Genomic DNA, 18,165 nt, shown 5'->3' with positions numbered 1-18,165 from the left:
CCCCCGGGCGGCGCGCTCGCCCGCCACCCGAAGGGGTCACGCCGCCGCGCGGGCCCGGCGGCGGGCGGACGGGACCGGGACGGGTCAGGCCCGGCGCGGGCGCGGGGGACGTGCTCGCGTCAGCCGTGCCACCGGACGGGACGCCTGGGCGTCAGGACCGGCGGCACGCGTGCGCGTCAGGCTTCGCGTGGCTCCGGAGCCCCCCGGCGGGCGCGGTTCACGTCGTACACCCCGGGTACGTCGCGCATGGCGCGCATGAGGGCGGGGAGTCCGGCCGCGTCGGGGAGGTGGAGCGTGTACGTGTGGCGGACGCGCTGCTCGCTGGGCGGCTCGACGGTCGCGGAGACGACGGCGGCGCCGGCGGTGGCGATGGCCTCGGTGAGGTCGGCGAGCAGTCCGGGCCGGCCGAACGACTCGGCGACGAGGGTGACCCTGCCCTGGGCGGTGTCGCCCCAGCGGACGGCGACGGGCTCGCGGCCCAGCCTGCGCATGGCGTCGACGGCCGTGCAGCGCGCGCGGTGGGCGGTGACGGATCCGCCGCGGACCCGGAAGCCGGTGATCTCGTCGGGCGGTACGGGAGTGCAGCAGCCGGCCGGGCGGACGGCCGCCGGCTCGCCCTCCAGGTCGGCGTGGAGCTCGGCGCCGGTGCGGCGGTCGGCGGTGACGCCGGCCTGTGGCCGGGGGCCGGTGTCGGCCGGGGGCGCGGCGGTCTCGGGGTGGGCCCGGAGCCAGCCGGTGATCGCGATCCGCGCGGCGGGCGTACGGGCGTGGTCGAGCCATTCGGGGGACGGTCCGGAGACGGCGTCCTGGGCGAGCAGGGGCTGGACGGTGTCCCCGTCGCCGAGCACGGTGCCGAGCGGGGCGAGCCGGCCGTTGACGCGGGCGCCCAGGCAGTTGTGCGCGGCCTCGCCGTGCTGCGCGTAGGCGGCGTCGACGCAGCTGGCCCCGGCGGGGAGCTTCAGGGTGCCGCCGTCGGCACGGAAGACGGTGATCTCGTCGTCCTCGGCGAGGTCCGCGCGCAGCGAGGACCAGAAGGTGTCCGGGTCGGGCGCGGCCTGCTGCCAGTCGAGGAGCCTGGAGAGCCAGCCGGGGCGGGTGGGGTCGACGCGTTCGCCGTCGTCGGCCCTGGACGCGGTGCCGTCCGGCCCGGTGGGGGCGTCCGCCGACGGGTCGCCGGACGCGCCGGTCCGAGGGGCGGTGGCGCCCTGCCGGCCGGCCGCGTCCGGCTGCTCGGTCGTGTCCTGGCCGACGTGCGGGTTGCCGAGGGCGACGACCCCGGCCTCCGCGACCTTGTGCATCCGGTGGGTCCGGATCAGGACCTCGGCCACGGCGCCGTCGGGAGCGGCGATCGCGGTGTGCAGCGACTGGTACAGGTTGAACTTCGGGGCCGCGATGAAGTCCTTGAACTCCGAGATCACCGGGGTGAAGCAGGTGTGGAGCTCGCCGAGGACCGCGTAGCAGTCGGCGTCCTCGGCGACGAGGACGAGCAGCCGCCCGAAGTCGCAGCCCCGCAGCTCACCGCGCTTGAGACGGATCCGGTGCACGGAGACGAAGTGGCGCGGCCGGACGAGGACTTCGGCCCCGACGCCCGCCTCGCGCAGAACGGCGGAGACCTGCTCGGCGACCGCGTCCAGGGCGTCACCGGCCCGCGGGCTGCCGGCGACGAGCGCGCGGGTGGTCTCGTACTCCTCCGGGTGGAGGATGGCGAAGACCAGGTCCTCCAGCTCCGTCTTGAGGGCCTGCACCCCGAGCCGTTCGGCCAGCGGGATGAGGACGTCCCGGGTGACCTTGGCGATCCTGGCCTGTTTCTCGGGGCGCATCACCCCGAGGGTCCGCATGTTGTGGAGCCGGTCCGCGAGCTTGATCGACATGACGCGGACGTCGTTGCCCGTGGCCACCAGCATCTTCCGGAAGGTCTCGGGTTCGGCGGCGGCGCCGTAGTCGATCTTCTCCACCTTGGTGACGCCGTCGACGAGGTACGCGACCTCGTCGCCGAACTCCCGGCGCACCTGGTCCAGCGTCACGTCGGTGTCCTCGACGGTGTCGTGGAGGAGGGAGGCGGTCAGGGTGGTGGTCTCCGCGCCGAGTTCGGCGAGGATCAGCGTCACCGCGAGCGGGTGGGTGATGTACGGCTCGCCGCTCTTGCGGAACTGGCCGCGGTGCGAGGACTCCGCGAGGACGTACGCCCGGCGCAGTACGGAGAGGTCGGCGTCGGAATGGTGGGCGCGGTGCGCCTCCGCCACATGGCTGATGGCGTCGGGCAGCCGGTCACGGGGCGCCGGTCCCGCGGTGGCGCCGAGCAGGGCGGCTCGGCCGATCCTGCGCAGGTCGATCCTGGCCCGTCCGCGTCTGCGGACGGTCGGGTCGGTGACGGCGGCGTCCGCCGCGCTCACGGGGTTGGTGGCCTCTGCGCTCATGGGGCACCTCCGGCGACGTGGACCGGCGGTGGGCGGGCCAGGCGTGCCCTGGGGGCCGGTGCTTGATGCTACCGACCCCACCACGCGGCGCAGTCACGCTCTCGCTCAGCGTGAATCGGATCACCCATTCGAGCGACACATCAGTCGTTGACAGTTTCGATTCCGGCGGGCGCGGCCCACCACGCCGGGTCGAGGGTGCCCTCGGCGACGATGACGGCGGGGCCGGTCATGTCGACGCTGCCGTCGGGGTGCTCGGTGATGACCAGGGTCCCGCCGAGGACGTCGACGGTGTACGTCACGGGGGTGCCGGTCTCCGCGGGGTCGGCGCCGTCCCGGCGCGCGGTGGCGACGGCGACGGCGCAGGCGCCGGTGCCGCAGGAGCGGGTCTCGGAGGCGCCGCGCTCGTGGACGCGCATGGCGACGTGGCGGGGGCCGCGGTCGACCACGAACTCGATGTTCACGCCGTCCGGGTAGACGGCGGCCGGCTCGTAGGGCGGCTCGTCGTACAGGTTCCCGGCGTGGTCGAGGTCCTCGACGAAGGCGACCGCGTGCGGGTTGCCCATGTTCACGTTCCGCGCGGGCCAGCTGCGGCCGTCCACGGTGACGGTGACCCCGTCGTCCGGCAGGGTCGCGCGACCCATGGAGACGGTGACGGAGCCGTCCTTGTCGAGGTGGACGCGCTTGGTCCCGCCGCGGGTGGCGACGGCCACCTCGCCAGCGGTGACGAGGCCGGCGTGCTCCAGGTAGCGGGCGAAGACCCGCACGCCGTTGCCGCACATCTCGGCGACCGAGCCGTCGGCGTTGCGGTAGTCCATGAACCACTCGGCCTCCTCGGCCAGGTGGCGCGCCTCGGGGTGGGCGGCGCTGCGCACGACGCGCAGCACTCCGTCCGCGCCGATGCCGGCCCGCCGGTCGCAGAGCCGCGCGACGGCGGCCGGCGGCAGGTCGACGGCGTTCTCCGCGTCGGGGACGATCACGAAGTCGTTCTCGGTGCCGTGGCCCTTGAGGAACCGGAGGGCGGGGAGCTGCGGGGTCTGCGTGCTGGTCACGCGATCAACTGTACGGGGCGGGGCCGACGGGCGGCCCGGGCGTCCACCGGACGGGCCCGCGGCCGGAGGGCCGGGGGTCCGCCGGGTGGTCGGGTGTCCACAGGGCGGGCCCGCGGCCGGAGGGCCGGGGGTCCGCCGGGCGTCAGCGGAGGCGGGCCACGCGCCAGACGGCGAGGGCGACGAGGGCCGCGATGGTCGTCACGTACAGGGCGAGGACGCGCCAGTCGGGGCGCTCGCCCGAGCCGCGCTGCGGGAGGCCCGGCCAGGTGTAGCCGACCTTGCGGGCGGCCATCATGCCCCAGCCCGCCGCGCAGGAGCTGATGAGCAGTCCGAGCATGGCGACGACGGCGCCGCCGTCGCCCGAGCCGAAGGCGAGCGGGAAGGCGAACATGAGCGAGCCGAGGGTGGCCAGGGCGACGATGGGGGCGAGCTGCCAGATCCGCAGCCGGCGCTGGGGGCGGAGCTCGACCTCGACCTCGACGGCGTCGACCTCGACGGAGCTGCCCACGGCGTCGTCGGGACCGTCGGGGGTCAGACCCGGCGCGCCGATCGCGGTGTCGTCCGTCGGGTGGCCCGGCGCGTCACCCGTGACGTCCGCCATCGGGGCGTCCAGGGCCGCGTCGTGCTGTTCTCTGTCGCGAGGGCCGGCCTCCATCGCCACGCGCCCTCCCCACTCGGACTCCACTTGGTCGATCGATGCTCGATGATGGCACGCTCCTGACCGCCGGAATGACGGGCAGGGCGTCCCGATGCCATCACGTGATCAGGCTGTAACCGCTCGTTCGACCAACGACAGCGCCTCCCGCGGGAGTTCCCCGCGGTGATCCGCGGCTCCGCTGAGCCAGTGGACCCGCGGGTCGCGGCGGAACCACGAGTCCTGCCGGCGGGCGAAGCGCTTCGTCGCGCGGACCGTCTCCGCCCGGGCCTCGTCCTCGGTGCACTCCCCCGCGAGCGCGGCGAGTACCTGCTGGTAGCCGAGGGCGCGGGCGGCGGTGCGGCCCTCGCGCAGGCCCCGCGCCTCCAGGGCGCGCACCTCGTCGACGAGGCCGGCCTCCCACATCCGGTCCACCCGTGTGGCGATCCGCTCGTCCAGTTCGGGGCGGGCCACGTCGACGCCGATCTGGACCGTGTCGTAGACGGAGTCGGGGCCCGGCAGGTTGGCCGTGAAGGGCTTGCCGGTGATCTCGATCACCTCGAGGGCCCGGACGATCCGGCGGCCGTTGCCGGGCAGGATCGCGCGCGCCGCGTCGGGGTCGGCGGCGGCGAGCCGGGCGTGCAGGACGCCGGACCCGTTCTCGTCGAGTTCGGCCTCCAGACGGGCGCGTACGGCGGGGTCCGTGCCGGGGAACTCCAGGGCGTCGACGGCCCCCCGCACGTACAGTCCGGAGCCGCCGACGAGGACCGGGGTGCGGCCGGCGGCGAGCAGCCCGTCGATCTCGGCGCGGGCGAGCCGCTGGTACTCGGCGACGCTGGCGGCCTCGGTGACGTCCCAGATGTCGAGGAGGTGGTGCGGGACGCCGCCGCGCTCCTCGAGCGTCAGTTTGGCGGTCCCGATGTCCATCCCCCGGTACAGCTGCATCGAGTCGGCGTTGACGACCTCGCCGCCGAGCTGCTGGGCCAGGAATACACCCAGATCGGACTTTCCGGCCGCTGTCGGACCGACGACGGCGATGACCCGCGGGGCGGGAGCTGCGCTTCTCACCGCCACAGTCTCGCAAACCTCACGCCCCGTCCCCGAACGAGCTACGTGACGGGCTCCGTCCGGGCCGCGTTGCCTGTTGCGAGGTTCCGGCCGTCGACCATCACGGAGCCGCGCCCACCCGAGTACGCTATGGAGTGAATATGAGCCTTTTGGCAAGGTTTCGCCGGAAGAAGCAGGATGCGGTCGAGGCGCCGTCGGAGGAGGGCGTGACCGTCGCTCCGGCGGCGGGCGAGACCGCGGAAACGGACTCCGCGGCCGGGGCGTCCGAGGCCGCCGAGGCCCTGACGGCGCCGGCGGAAGGCGAGGCCGCGAGCACCGACGGGGTCGACGCGGACGGGCCGGAGACCGCGGAAGCCGTCGCCGCCGAGGTCGTGGAGATCCCGAAGCAGCAGTCCGTGGAGGCCGCCGCGGACAACGAGACGGGCGAAGGCGCCCGTCGGTAGGCCCCCGGGGTCCTGGGGGCCGGACACGGAACACGGACCCCTCGGGGGTCCGCGGAGGGAAGGTGCCCCATGGGTCTCCTGGATTCGCTGAAGGCCAAGCTCAGCCCGGCCAAGGACAAGGTCGCGGACCTCGCGCACCAGCACGGGGACAAGATCGACCACGGTCTGGACAAGGCGGCGCGGCTGGTCGACGAGAAGACCAAGGGCAAGTACAGCGACAAGATCCAGTCCGGTACGGGCAAGGCCAAGGAGGCCCTGGACCGGATCGGCCACAAGGACGACGGCACCCACGGTGGCGGCCCCCATGGTGACGGCACGCCCGGCACGACCCCGCCCAGTGGCGGCACGCCCGGCACGACCCCGCCCGCGCCCGGGGGCGGGACCGCCCCGCCGCCGGCCGCCTGACGGCCGGCTCACTCACCCCGGACCCGACACGTCCCTTCGCATCGCACGGCGGACGGCCGCGGAGCAGCTCGCTCCGCGGCCGTCCGCCGTCATGTGGTCGCCGTGCGCGTCAGGACCAGGCCGCGACGAAGTACCCCACGCCGTACGGGGCGTCCTCGAAGAGCAGCCGGCCGTCCAGCCCCGCGCCCTCGGCCGCCCCCGCGAGGACCTGCCAGGGGGCGCGGCCCGCCACCTTCAGCTCGTACGCGAGCTCCGTGTCCAGGGCGAGCAGGGCGGCCACGTCGGCCGCGCCCAGGGCGCGGGCCGCCGCCGCGTCGAAGCCCTCCGCCCGCTCGTCCAGATACCCCGGGGCCTTGACCGTACGGCAGGCGCTGCCGTCGCCCATCACCAGCAGGACGACCCGCTCCGCCGAGTCGGCGAGCCCCCTGCCGAGACCCGCGCACACGTCCGGCGTCGCCGCCTCGTCCACCCCGAGCCCCTCGATCGGCGCGTCGGCCCAGCCGGCCCGGTCGAGCAGCCAGGCGGCCACCGAGAGGGAGGCGGGCAGGGGGCGGGGGTCGCCGACGGGCCCGCCCCGCTCGGTGGGCCCACCCTCACCGAGCCGTACGTCGAGATCCACGCCGAATCCCGCGAAGGAGCCGACCGAACCGGCCGGGTAGACGCCGTGGCCGCCCTCGGGCGCCGGCCCGACCACGTACAGCCGGTCGGGGCGGGCCGCGGCCAGCAGGCCTACGGCGTCCGCGCAGGCCGCTCGCGCGGCGGCCAGCTCCCCGGCGGCGCCGGTCGCGACGTCGGGGACGAGGAGTGGGGGGCTGGGGCAGACGGCTGCGGCGACAAGCATGATCGGCAGCCTACTGGGATGGCGGTGCTGTGGGGCTCCGCCAGGCCCGTTGCGCCCGGGTTCCGCCGTGGCCGGCGCTCCCCCGCGCCCCTCCGGGGGTCAGTGGGCGCCGCAGGCGGGGGTCTCGGAGGCGGGGAGGGGGGCGGGGGGGCCGATCTGGGGGAGGCCGAGGAGGACGCCGGGGGACTTGGGGGCGGAGGTGCGCTTCTCCCACGCGTCGCCCGCGCGGGTGCGGCGGACGGAGGTGACGCGGCCCTCGGCGAGGAGGTGGTGGGGGGCGGCGTAGGTGATCTCGACGGTGACGACGTCGCCGGGGCGGACGTCCTCGTCGGGCTTGGTGAAGTGGACGAGGCGGTTGTCGGGGGCGCGGCCGGAGAGGCGGTCGGTGGCGCCGTCCTTGCGGCCCTCGCCCTCGGCGACCATCACGTCGAGGGTGCGGCCGACCTGCTTCTTGTTCTCCTCCCAGGAGATCTCCTCCTGGAGCGCGACGAGACGCATGTAGCGCTCCTGCACGACCTCCTTGGGGATCTGGTCGCCCATCTCGGCGGCCGGGGTGCCGGGACGCTTGGAGTACTGGAAGGTGAACGCGTTCGCGAAGCGGGCCTCGCGGACGGTGTGCATCGTCTGCTCGAAGTCCTCCTCGGTCTCGCCGGGGAAGCCGACGATGATGTCGGTGGAGATGGCGGCGTGCGGGATGGCGGCGCGGACCTTCTCGATGATCCCGAGGAAACGCTCCTGCCGGTACGAGCGGCGCATCGCCCGCAGGATGGTGTCCGAGCCGGACTGGAGCGGCATGTGCAGCTGCGGCATGACGTTCGGGGTCTCGGCCATGGCGGCGATGACGTCGTCGGTGAAGTCGCGCGGGTGCGGCGAGGTGAAGCGGACGCGCTCCAGGCCCTCGATCGTGCCGCAGGCCCGCAGCAGCTTGGAGAAGGCCTCGCGGTCGCCCAGGTCGGAGCCGTACGCGTTGACGTTCTGGCCGAGCAGGGTGATCTCGGAGACGCCCTCGGCGACCAGGGCCTCGATCTCGGCGAGGATGTCGCCGGGGCGGCGGTCCTCCTCCTTGCCGCGCAGGGCCGGGACGATGCAGAACGTACAGGTGTTGTTGCAGCCGACGGAGATCGAGACCCAGGCGGCGTACGCGGACTCGCGGCGGGTGGGCAGCGTGGAGGGGAAGGCCTCCAGGGACTCGGCGATCTCGATCTGCGCCTCCTCCTGGACGCGGGCGCGCTCCAGGAGGACCGGCAGCTTGCCGATGTTGTGCGTGCCGAAGACCACGTCGACCCAGGGGGCCCTCTTGACGATGGTGTCGCGGTCCTTCTGGGCCAGGCAGCCGCCGACGGCGATCTGCATGCCGGGCCGCGTGGTCTTCATGGGGGCGAGCCGGCCGAGGTTGCCGTACAGCTTGTTGTCGGCGTTCTCGCGGACCGCGCAGGTGTTGAAGACGACGACGTCGGCGTCGCCGTCGGCACCCTTCGGGGCCCGGACGTAACCCGCCTCTTCCAGCAGACCGGAGAGCCGCTCGGAGTCGTGGACGTTCATCTGGCACCCGTAGGTGCGAATCTCGTAGGTCTTGGATCCTTCAACGCTCACTGCGGGACTCCGGTCGCTGCTGCTGGTCATTCCCCCAAGAGTAGGCGGTCCGGAGGGGCGTTTCGCCGGGCCTTCCGGCGGGCTCCGGGGCGGGTGGGGGGTCCCCGCGGTTTTCCGCAGGGAGGTGGAGGGGAAGCCGCGTACCGGCGCTGAGCTGGGATTTCTAGGTTGGGAGGGCCGGGGCGAAGGGTCCCGGGAAGTCGCTCTCGCCGATCTGGAGACCGCATCGTGACGATCACGGGCATGACGAGTACGGGCATGACGAGTACGGACATCGCGAGTACGGGGACGGCGGTCGCGGACGTCACGGGTACGGGCATCGCCGGTACGGGCATGCCTCTCGGCGACGTGACGAGCTCGGGCCCGTACGAGCTCGCCCTCGCGCAGGAGCCCGCCGGCGGTGTCGCGGGGTGGGCGGCGGGGCTCGTCGACACGATGGGCGGGCCGGGTGCCGGGCTCGCCATCGCGCTGGAGAACCTGTTTCCGCCGCTGCCCAGCGAGGTGATCCTGCCGCTGACGGGCTTCGCGGCGGGACGGGGCGTGATCAGCCTCGCGGCGGCGCTGTTCTGGACGACGCTCGGTTCGGTGGCGGGCGCCGCGGCGCTGTACTGGATCGGCGCGCTGTTCGGGCGGCGGCGGATGCACGCGCTGTGGGCGCGGCTGCCGCTGGTGAAGGTCTCCGATCTGGAGCGCACCGAGCGGTGGTTCGCCCGGCACGGCACGAAGGCGGTGTTCCTGGGGCGGATGGTGCCGATCTTCCGCAGTCTGATCTCGGTGCCGGCCGGCGTCGAGCGGATGCCGATGCCCGTCTTCCTCATGCTCACGACGCTCGGCAGCCTGGTCTGGAACAGCGTGCTCGTGCTCGCCGGCTACTGGCTCGGAGACGGGTGGGACGTGGTCGAGGGGTACGTGGGCGTGCTGTCGAAGGCCGTTCTGGTGCTGGTCGTGGTGGCGCTGTGCGCGTTCCTGGCGGTACGCCTCCGGGGGCGGGGGCGCGCGCAGCACCGCCGTACGCCGTGAGGGCAGCCGCGGAGCCCGTACCGCGCGGAACGGCGCAGGCGTTAGGGTCGGGAACCGTGCGGGACGGCGAACGGGCGGGCGGGGGTGCCTCCTTGAGGGCGACGAGGGCCGTCGGTGTCGCCCTGGGGTGTCTGAGCGCCCTGCTCGGCGTCCTGTACTTCCTGGTCGTCGGAACCGCCCTCGGCGCCTTCCTGCTGTGGCCCCGGACCCGACCGCACGCGCTGGAGGTCCTGGTGGCCGGGGCCCGGCGGCTGACGGCGCTGGAGCGGAGTCGGCGCCGCGTCTTCTTCGGCGACCGTTTCCCCGACGCGTACGAGACGTCCGGGCGGCGGGTGCTGCGCTACCTGGCCGTCCGCGGCTGGACGGGCCTGGTCTGCGGGATCGTCCTCGGGCTGCTGGGCTTCGGCGTCGTCCTGGCCGGGCTGCTGGCCCGGGGGGTGGTGCGGGGGACGCTGGGCTGGGAGGAGCTGCTCACCCAGCTGCTGCTGGGCGGCGTCCTGCTCTTCCTCGACGTGCAGGGCCTGTACGCGCTGGCCGCCCTCGACGCCCGGCTCGCCCGGGAGTGCTTCGGGCCCTCCGAAGGGGAGCTGCTGCGGCGGCGGATCGACGAGCTCGCGGTCAGCCGGGCCGCGGTGGTCCAGGCCGTGGACGCCGAGCGCAGGCGGATCGAGCGCGACCTCCACGACGGCGTCCAGCAGCGGCTGGTGGCCCTGGCGATGCTGCTCGGCCGGGCCCGCCGGAGCCGGGACCGGGACCCCGGGCGGGCGGACGTGCTGCTCGAGCAGGCGCACCGGGAGGCCCGGGAGGTCCTCACCGAGCTCAGGGAGGTCGCCTGGCGGGCGTACCCGTCGGCGCTCGACGCGCTGGGGCTCGAGGAGGCCCTGGACGGGGTGGCGCAGCGCTGCGCCGTCCCCCTGCGGGTCCGCTTCGAGGTGGGGGACGCTCCCCTGCCCCGGCCGGTGGAGACGGCCGCCTACTTCGTGGTGTCCGAGGCCGTCACCAACGCCGCCAAGCACTCCTCGGCCTCGGCCGTCGCCGTACGGGTGTCCCGTGAGGGGCCGCTCCTCACCGTGCGGGTCGAGGACGACGGCACGGGCGGCGCGGACCCGGGCGGCGGCGGGCTCACCGGCCTGCGGAGCCGGGTCGCCGCGCTCGACGGCGTCCTGCGGATCGACAGCCCCCTCGGGGGACCCACCACTCTTGTCGCGGAGCTGCCGTGCGCGTGATCATCGCCGAGGACTCGACCCTGCTGCGGGAGGGCCTGGTCCGGCTGCTCGTCGAGGAGGGCCACGAGGTCCTCGCGGCGCTCGGTGACGCCGGGTCCCTGGTCGCGGAGGTCGAGGCGCGGCGGCCGGACGTCGTCGTGGCCGACATCCGGATGCCGCCGACCCACACCGACGAGGGGCTGCGGGCGGCCGTGGAGATCCGCGAGCGGCTGCCCGGGACCGGGGTGCTGGTGCTCTCTCAGTACGTCGAACCGAGCTACGCGGCCCGCCTCCTGGCCACCGGCGCGGACCGGGTCGGCTATCTGCTCAAGGACCGGGTGGCCCAGGTGGAGGAGTTCCTCGACGCGCTCGACCGGGTCCACGCGGGCGGCACGGCGCTCGACCCGGAGGTCGTACGGCGGCTGGTCGTCCGCGGCGACCGTGCCGATCCGCTGGCCCGGCTCACCCCGCGCGAGCGGGAGGTCCTGGAGGTGCTGGCCCAGGGGTACACGAACGCGGCCATCGGGCGGCGGCTGCACCTCTCGCTGAGCGCGGTGGAGAAGTACCTCAACTCCGTCTTCGACAAGCTGGAACTGCGCCGGACCGACGGCCACAGCCGCCGGATCCTGGCCGTGCTGCGCTACCTGGAGTCGTGAGCGCCCGGCGGCTCCCCGACACGGCCACCGGGCGCCCGTCGCCGCCACCCGGCCTGCCGCCGCCGCCCTCCACCCGACCGGTCACCGCCGCCGCCTTCCACCCGACCGGTCACCGCCGGCGCCCGGCCGCTCGTCTCCGCCGCCCGGCACCCGGCGCCCGGCGCCCGGCGCCGCTGTCCGCCCGGCCGTCCCCGTCGTCAGCCGCCCGCGGCCGAGGCCGGGGCGCCGTTCACTTCCGCCACTCGGCGAGGACCTCCTCGGTGTGCTCGCCGGGGAGCGGGGCGCGGCCGGGGGCGGCCGCGGGGGTGGCCGCGAAGCGGGAGGCGGGGGCGGGCTGGAGGGTGTCTCCGATCTGCACGAAGGCGCCGCGGGAGGCCAGTTGGTGGTGTTCGGCGGCTTCGGCCGCGGTGAGGACCGGGGCGACGCCGGCGTCGACGGCGTCGAAGAGCTTCACCCAGTGCTCGCGGTCCCGGGTCCGGAAGCGGTCGGCGATGAGGGCGCGCAGGGCGGGCCAGTCGGCCGGGTCGGCGCGGTCGGGGAGACCCTCGGCGTCCGTGAGGCCCAGGTGGTCCAGGAGGTTCGCGTAGAGCCGGGGTTCGATGGCGGCGACGGCGAGGTGGCGGCCGTCGGCGGCGCGGTAGAGCCCGTAGTGGGGGGCGTCGGTGACGGTGTGGTTGCCGGGCACCGCGCGCCACTGGTGGACGAGGGTGGCGATCAGGGCGGCGCCGTCCGCGAGGGCGGTGTCGACGACCTGGCCGCGGCCGGAGCGCTCACGCGCGTGGAGCGCGGCGAGCAGCCCCTGCACGTGGACGTTGGCACCGCCGGCGAAGCTGGAGAGGTACGCGGTCGGCGGCGGCACCGGGGCCCCGGTGTCCGGGTCGGTGTCCAGGGCTCCGGTCAGGGCCAGGACCGCGAGGTCGTGGGCGGCCCGGCCGGCCCACTCCCCTTCCTGGCCCCAGCCGCTGACCCGTCCGTACACGAGCCGCGGGTTGCGGGCGAGGGCCGCCTCCGGGCCGATGCCGAGGCGGTCGGCGACGCCGGGGCGGAACCCCTCGACCAGGATGTCGGCGTGCTCGGCGAGGGAGAGCGCCCGCTCCACCCCGTCCGGGCTCTTGAGGTCGAGGGCCACCGAACGGCGGCCCCGGGAGAGGGGGTTCTCGGGGGGCCGGGCGGCGCCGGGCTCCGGTGCGGTGGCGGGCGCCCGGTCGACGCGTACGACGTCGGCGCCGAGGTCGGCGAGGACGGTGCCGGCGTACGCCGTGGGCGCCGAGCCCGCGAATTCCAGTACCCGTACTCCGGTCAGCGGTCCCGCCATGGCCAACTCCCTTGTGTTTACCGGTCCGTGGTGTTCCTCCACGGTAATTCGGCGGGTTTGGGAGAGGACTGCGGAATTCCGTAGCGCCCCGAATTCCGCGGCGTTCGAGACTGGCGGAAGGCTGGGGGAATTCCCCCTTCTCCGATTCGGAAAGGCAGGACACATGGCCGTCGTCTACACCGCCGAGGTCGCCTCCACCGGAGACGGGCGCAACGGCGCCGTGCGCTCCTCCGACGGGCTCCTCGACCTTCCGCTGTCGAGCCCCAAGGCGGTGGGGGGCTCCGGCACCGCCACCAACCCCGAGCAGCTGTTCGCCGCCGGGTACGCCGCCTGCTTCCACAGCGCGCTCCGGGTCTCCGCGCGCGAGTCGAGGACCGCGCTCGCGGACGACACCGTCACCGCCGAGGTGTCGCTGCACAAGGAGGAGGACGGCTTCCGCCTCTCGGTGGTCCTCACGGTCGAACTGCCGGGGCTCGGTGCCGCCGAGGCGCGGCGCCTGGCCGATGCCGCGCACGGGCGCTGCCCGTACTCCAAGGCGATTCGCGGGAACGTCGAGGTCCTCGTGAACCTGGCCGCGTGAGCGAGCGGCGCCCCGTGGAGCAGGGGGCGCCGCGTACGCGATCGGGCGGCGGAAGCCCCCGTGGTCCACGACCACGGGGGCTTCCGCTTTCCGGGCCCCGGTGTCAGGGCTTCGCGACGGCGAGACCCCGGCGCCAGGGCTTCGCGACGGCAGGACCTGCTGTCAGGGCTTCGCTGCGGCGGCCGCGGCCGCCGCCGCGGGGAGGGCCTCGACGACCCGGCTCACCGCGCGGTCGTCGTGCGAGGCCGAGACGAACCAGGCCTCGAACGGTGACGGCGGCAGGTAGACGCCGCGGCGGAGCAGTTCGTGGAAGAAGGGCGTGTAGCGGTACGACTCGGTGGCGCGGACGGCGTCGAAGTCGACGACCTCGTCCTCGGTGAAGAAGACCGAGAACATGGTCCCGGAGTACTGGACCCGGTGTGCCACGCCCTCCTTGGCGAGGGCGGCGGAGACCTCGCGGCCGATGGTGGCGGAGACCCGGTCGAGTCGCTCGTACACCTCGGGGGTGGTGTGCCGGAGGGTGGCGAGGCCGGCGGCGGTGGCGACCGGGTTCCCGGAGAGGGTGCCCGCCTGGTAGACGGGTCCGGCCGGCGCGAGGTGGGACATGACGTCCGCGCGGCCGCCGAAGGCCGCCGCCGGGAAGCCGCCGCCCATGACCTTGCCGAAGGTCAGCAGGTCGGGGGCGACGCCGTCCCGGCCGTACCAGCCGGAACGGCTGGCCCGGAAGCCGGTCATGACCTCGTCGGAGACGAAGAGCGCCCCGTGGCGGGCGGTGATCTCCTTGAGGCCGGCGTTGAAGCCGGGCAGCGGCGGGACGGCGCCCATGTTGCCGGGGGCGGCCTCGGTGATGACGGCGGCGATCTCGTCGCCGATCTCGGCGAAGACCTTCTCGACGGCGGCCAGGTCGTTGTACGGCAGGACGATCGTGTCGCTCGCCTGGGCGCCGGTGACGCCGGGGGTGTCGGGCAGCGCGAAGGTGGCGAGGCCGGAGCCGGCGGAGGCGAGGAGCGCGTCGACGTGGCCGTGGTAGCAGCCGGCGAACTTCACGATCTTGCCGCGCCCGGTGAAGCCGCGCGCCAGGCGGATCGCCGACATCGTGGCCTCGGTGCCGGAGCTGACGAGCCGCACCTGCTCGACGGGGTCCACCCGGCCGACGATCTCCTCGGCGAGTTCGACCTCTCCGGTGGAGGGGGCACCGAAGGAGGTGCCGCGCTCCACGGCCCGGGTGACGGCCTCGACGACGGCCGGGTGGCGGTGGCCGAGGATCATCGGACCCCAGGAGCAGATGAGGTCGACGTACTCGTTGCCGTCGCTGTCGGTGAGGTACGGGCCCTCGGCCGAGGCGATGAAACGCGGGGTTCCGCCGACGGCGCCGAAGGCGCGGACCGGGGAGTTGACACCGCCGGGGGTGACCTTCCGGGCGCGCTCGAAGAGGGCCTTGCTGTGGGTCTGGGCGCCGCTCATCGGCCGGCCTCCTCAGGGGTGCCGGACGCGGGGGCGCCGGACGCAGGGCCGTCGTCGGACGCAGGGCCGCCGGACGCTGCGGTGTCGGACGCTGCGGTGTCGAAGCCGAGTGCCGCGTCCAGGACGACCGCGCCCTTCGGCAGGACGCGGACCGGGTTGAGGTCCAGGGCGAAGCCGGCCGGCCAGTCCTGGACGAGTTCGGCGACCCTGTGGAGGAGTTCGGCGGCGGCTTCGACGTCGACGGCGGCCCGGCCGCGCGCGCCGGCGAGAATCCGCGCGCCGCGCAGTCCGGCGAGGAGTTCGGCGCCCTCGCCGGGCGCCAGCGGCAGGAGGCGGTGGCCGACGTCGTCGAGGACCTCGGTGAAGATGCCGCCGAGTCCGGCGGTGAGCACGGGGCCCAGGTCGGTGGTGTGGACGCCGACGATCAACTCGACGCCGTCCGCTACCAGTTCCTCCACGAGCACCTGGCCGCCGAGGGCGGCGAGCCGGGCGTACGCCGCGGGCGCGGAGCCGGCGGTGACGCCGATCTCGACTCCGCCGGCCTCGGTCTTGTGGAGCAGGCCCGGGACCACGGCCTTCAGCACCGCCGTGCCGCCGACCTCGGCCACGGCGCGGGCCGCGTCCTCGGCGCCCTCGGCGATCCGCCCCCGGGGCACGGCGATCCCGGCCTCGGCGAGGAGTCGCTTCAGTTCCGGCTCGGTGGCCCCGGCGCCCGGGCCCGGGACGGTGCCGGGGCGCGGGGCGTCCGGCAGCGTACGGGGCCGGCTGACCTCCCAGAGCGCGGCGGCGGCGCGCAGGGCGCGGGCCGGTGTGGGGTATTCGGGCAGTCCGGCCTCGCGCAGGTCGCGCGGGGCGTCCGGGGCGAGGAAGTCGGCGCCGGTGCGGGCGACGAGGATCGGTTTGCCGCCCTTCTCGGCGGCCCGGGAGAGGGCGTTGACGGCCTTCTCGACGTCGGGCCCGGCCATCACGCAGAACGCGGCGACGATGATGTCGACGGTGTCGTCGGCGATGAGGACGTCCAGGGAGCGGTCGAAGAGCGAGGGGTCGCTGAGGACCGTGGCCGTGATGTCGACGGGGTTGTCGATCGCCCCGAAGGCGGGGACGATCTCCGCGAGCGCCTCCTTGCTGCGGGGCTCCAGGGCGCTGAGTTCCAGGCCGTGGGCCTCGACGGCGTCGGCGGCGAGGATGCCGGAGCCGCCGGAGGTGGTGACGACGGCGACGCGGTTGCCGGCCGGGCGCCGCTCGGACTCGAAGACCCGTGCGACGTCGAGGAGTTCGTCGATGTCGTCGACGCGGACGATGCCGAGGCCGCGCAGGGCCGCGTCCAGGACGCGGTCGTCGGTGGCGAGGGCGCCGGTGTGCGAGGCGGCGGCGCGGCCGCCGGCCTCCGTGCGGCCCGACTTGAGGAGGGCGACGGGCTTTCCGGAGCCGGCGAGTTCGCGGAGGGTGTCGATGTCCGGGGTGTCCTCCAGGTAGCCGAGGAGGCCGGTGACCTCGGGGACGGCGGCCAGTTCGCGCAGGACTTCCAGGGCGGTGACGTCGGCGTCGTTTCCGGTGCTGACGACCCAGCCGGGGCGCAGGCCCCGTTCCAGGGCGAGGCTGGCGGCCCCGAAGCCGAGGGCGCCGCTCTGGGAGACGAAGGCGAGGGTGCCGGGCTCGAAGGGCACGGACTCGGCGCCGAAGAGGGGGCTGAAGGTGGCCAGGACCCGGTTCTCGTAGCCGACGGCGCCGATGCAGTTGGGGCCGATGATCCGCAGGCCGCCGTCGCGGGCCCTGGCGACGACCTCGGCCTGGAGGCGGGCGCCGTCCTCGCCGGTCTCGGCGAAGCCCGAGGAGGCGATGACGGCGAGCTTGACGCCGGCGGCCACGCAGTCCTCGACGGCGCCGGGGACCCGCTCGGCGGAGACCATGATCAGTGCGAGGTCGACGGGTCCGGGGGCGTCCTTGACGCTGGGGTACGCGGGGACGCCGAGGATCTCCGGGGAGCGCGGGTTGACCGGCAGGATGCGGCCCTTGTAGCCGTACCGGAGGAGGTAGTCGAGCGGCTTGCGGCCCAGGGCGCCGGGGCGCTCGCTGGCGCCGATGACGGCGATGGATTCGGCTTCCCAGAGGGCCGAGATGTCACTCATGCGATGGCCTCGATCTTCTTCTCGTTCGGGTCGTTCGTCCGGTCGCCGTCGTCGCCGTGGGATTCGGCGGCGGCGAAGAGGCGGGTGAAGGCCGCGATGTGCCGCGCGCCGTCCGGGTCGGCCGCCAGTTCCCGTACCAGGACGGTCGGTTGGTGCAGGGCCTTGTCGACGATCCGCCGCACGCTGCGGCCGATCTCCTGCCGTGCGGCGCCGTCGAGCCCGTCGAGGCGGCGTGCGAGCCGGTCGAGTTCGGCCTCCGCGGCCTCGGTGGCGGCGGTGCGGAGGGCGGTGAGGACGGGCTTGGCGCCGGCGAGGCGCAGGCCGGTGCGGAACTGCTCGACCTCCGCGTCGATCAGTTCGTGCGCGGCCTGGACGCTGGCCGCCGAGATCTCGTCCTCCTGGCCCTCCTCGGCGATACGGCGCAGGTCGACGAAGGTGACGCCGGGCAGTTCGGCGGCGCCGGGTGCGATGTTGTGCGGCAGCGACAGGTCGAGCAGGAACAGCTCGCGGCCGTCCCGGGCGGCGAGCGCCTCCTCGATCTGCGGGGCGGTGACGAGGTGGCCGGTGGCGGCGGTCGCGCCGACGACCACGTCGACCTCGGTCAGCAGCCGGGGTACGTCCTCCAGGCCGTATCCCGTTCCTCCGGTGGTGTCGGCGAGGCGCTGGGCCTTGTCCGGGGTGCGGTTGGCGACGTGCACCCGGTCGAGGCCGGAGCGGCGCAGCGCGGCGACGACGACCCCGGCGAAGGCGCCGGCGCCGATGACGAGGGCGGTCTTGCCGTGCAGTGGGCCGACCTCGCGCTCGAAGAAGCCGAGTCCGGCGGTGGCGAGCGAGCGGCCGGCCTCGTTGAGTCCGGTCTCGTTGCGGGCCCGTTTGCCGACGCGCAGGGCGGTCTGGACGGCCTTGGCGAGGACGCGGCCGGTGCGGTCGAGCCGCTGGGACCGTTCGAGGCCCAGTTTCACCTGGCCGAGGATCTGGTCCTCGCCGACCACGACCGACTCCAGTCCGGAGGCCACGGCGAAGAGGTGGCGTACGGCTCCGTCGGCGTGGTGGCTGTAGAGGTGCGGGGCGATCTCCTCCCGGTCGACGCCGGTGTGCTGGGCGAACAGCTCTCCGAGGTCGTCGAGTTCGCCGGGGCCGGAGGGGCCGCCGCGGGTCTCGGCGTAGATCTCCAGGCGGTTGCAGGTGGAGACGACGACGGCGGCGTCGATGCCGTCGACGGAGGTCGCGTCGGAGACGAGGTCCTCGGCGGGACGGTCGGTGCCGGCGAGTCTCTCCAGGAGGTCGAGCGGGGCGCTGGCATGGCTGATGCCGAGGACCAGCATGGTGGCGGACGAGGTCACCGG

Annotated in this window: 16 protein-coding genes; 6 read left to right on the top strand and 10 right to left on the bottom strand. The window is 74.7% G+C overall.

Annotated elements, in window-relative coordinates; genetic code table 11:
• Positions 1-176: 176 nt before the first annotated feature.
• The 4 genes from AC067A_RS22145 to miaA all read right to left on the bottom strand — a co-directional run bounded on the left by AC067A_RS22145 (position 177) and on the right by miaA (position 5,168).
• On the bottom strand, positions 177-2,417 hold the full coding sequence (locus tag AC067A_RS22145) for a RelA/SpoT family protein (RefSeq protein WP_479244204.1): 2,241 nt from the start codon (positions 2,415-2,417) through the stop codon (positions 177-179).
• Between the two features lie 140 nt (positions 2,418-2,557).
• Positions 2,558-3,466 carry a diaminopimelate epimerase gene (gene dapF, locus AC067A_RS22140; protein WP_479244203.1) on the bottom strand — a complete coding sequence of 303 codons (909 nt, stop codon included), beginning with the start codon at positions 3,464-3,466 and terminating at the stop codon, positions 2,558-2,560.
• A gap of 142 nt (positions 3,467-3,608) precedes the next feature.
• Positions 3,609-4,121, bottom strand: a complete 513-nt coding sequence (locus AC067A_RS22135; RefSeq protein ID WP_479244311.1) for a hypothetical protein — start codon at positions 4,119-4,121, stop codon at positions 3,609-3,611.
• A gap of 108 nt (positions 4,122-4,229) precedes the next feature.
• The gene (miaA, locus tag AC067A_RS22130; RefSeq protein ID WP_479244202.1) at positions 4,230-5,168 is read right to left on the bottom strand and encodes a tRNA (adenosine(37)-N6)-dimethylallyltransferase MiaA; all 939 of its coding nucleotides are present in this window, start codon (positions 5,166-5,168) and stop codon (positions 4,230-4,232) included.
• Positions 5,169-5,308: 140 nt separating this feature from the next.
• On the opposite strand from miaA, the gene AC067A_RS22125 reads away from it, so the two are divergent.
• Positions 5,309-5,611 (top strand): hypothetical protein, encoded by a 303-nt coding sequence (locus AC067A_RS22125; RefSeq protein WP_479244201.1) that lies wholly within the window; start codon positions 5,309-5,311, stop codon positions 5,609-5,611.
• Between the two features lie 69 nt (positions 5,612-5,680).
• Positions 5,681-6,016, top strand: coding sequence for an antitoxin (locus tag AC067A_RS22120; RefSeq protein ID WP_479244200.1), 336 nt, complete (start codon positions 5,681-5,683; stop codon positions 6,014-6,016).
• Between the two features lie 109 nt (positions 6,017-6,125).
• Here the strand turns inward: AC067A_RS22120 and AC067A_RS22115 are convergent, their stop codons facing one another.
• The gene (locus AC067A_RS22115; protein WP_479244199.1) at positions 6,126-6,857 is read right to left on the bottom strand and encodes a class III extradiol dioxygenase subunit B-like domain-containing protein; all 732 of its coding nucleotides are present in this window, start codon (positions 6,855-6,857) and stop codon (positions 6,126-6,128) included.
• Between the two features lie 99 nt (positions 6,858-6,956).
• On the bottom strand, positions 6,957-8,480 hold the full coding sequence (gene miaB / locus AC067A_RS22110) for a tRNA (N6-isopentenyl adenosine(37)-C2)-methylthiotransferase MiaB (protein WP_479244198.1): 1,524 nt from the start codon (positions 8,478-8,480) through the stop codon (positions 6,957-6,959).
• A 303-nt stretch (positions 8,481-8,783) separates the two neighbouring features.
• On the opposite strand from miaB, the gene AC067A_RS22105 reads away from it, so the two are divergent.
• The 3 genes from AC067A_RS22105 (at position 8,784) to AC067A_RS22095 (ending at position 11,331) form a co-directional block, all read left to right on the top strand.
• Positions 8,784-9,470 (top strand): DedA family protein, encoded by a 687-nt coding sequence (locus AC067A_RS22105; RefSeq protein ID WP_479244310.1) that lies wholly within the window; start codon positions 8,784-8,786, stop codon positions 9,468-9,470.
• A gap of 92 nt (positions 9,471-9,562) precedes the next feature.
• Positions 9,563-10,696, top strand: a complete 1,134-nt coding sequence (locus AC067A_RS22100; RefSeq protein WP_479244197.1) for a sensor histidine kinase — start codon at positions 9,563-9,565, stop codon at positions 10,694-10,696.
• Entirely contained in the window at positions 10,687-11,331 is a 645-nt protein-coding gene (locus AC067A_RS22095; RefSeq protein WP_479244196.1) for a response regulator transcription factor, read from the top strand. The genes AC067A_RS22100 and AC067A_RS22095 overlap by 10 nt, the downstream gene beginning before the upstream one ends.
• Positions 11,332-11,560: 229 nt before the next feature.
• Here AC067A_RS22095 and AC067A_RS22090 read toward each other — a convergent pair whose 3' ends face one another.
• The gene (locus tag AC067A_RS22090; protein WP_479244195.1) at positions 11,561-12,646 is read right to left on the bottom strand and encodes a CaiB/BaiF CoA transferase family protein; all 1,086 of its coding nucleotides are present in this window, start codon (positions 12,644-12,646) and stop codon (positions 11,561-11,563) included.
• A 163-nt stretch (positions 12,647-12,809) separates the two neighbouring features.
• On the opposite strand from AC067A_RS22090, the gene AC067A_RS22085 reads away from it, so the two are divergent.
• Positions 12,810-13,226, top strand: a complete 417-nt coding sequence (locus AC067A_RS22085; RefSeq protein WP_479244194.1) for an organic hydroperoxide resistance protein — start codon at positions 12,810-12,812, stop codon at positions 13,224-13,226.
• Positions 13,227-13,388: 162 nt separating this feature from the next.
• Here AC067A_RS22085 and hemL read toward each other — a convergent pair whose 3' ends face one another.
• The 3 genes from hemL to hemA are packed head-to-tail and all read right to left on the bottom strand — an operon-like array spanning position 13,389 to position 18,162.
• Entirely contained in the window at positions 13,389-14,690 is a 1,302-nt protein-coding gene (hemL, locus tag AC067A_RS22080; protein ID WP_479244193.1) for a glutamate-1-semialdehyde 2,1-aminomutase, read from the bottom strand.
• Entirely contained in the window at positions 14,687-16,819 is a 2,133-nt protein-coding gene (locus AC067A_RS22075) for an acetate--CoA ligase family protein (protein WP_479244192.1), read from the bottom strand. The genes hemL and AC067A_RS22075 overlap by 4 nt, the downstream gene beginning before the upstream one ends.
• A complete protein-coding gene (gene hemA / locus AC067A_RS22070; protein WP_479244191.1) occupies positions 16,816-18,162 on the bottom strand; it encodes a glutamyl-tRNA reductase in 1,347 nt (448 codons plus the stop codon). The genes AC067A_RS22075 and hemA overlap by 4 nt, the downstream gene beginning before the upstream one ends.
• Positions 18,163-18,165: the final 3 nt, after the last annotated feature.

The sequence above is a fragment of the Streptomyces sp. NPDC043176 genome, from assembly GCF_056436715.1.
Note: the sequence above shows the minus strand (reverse complement) of the source record. Positions and strands in the feature narration are given on the sequence as shown.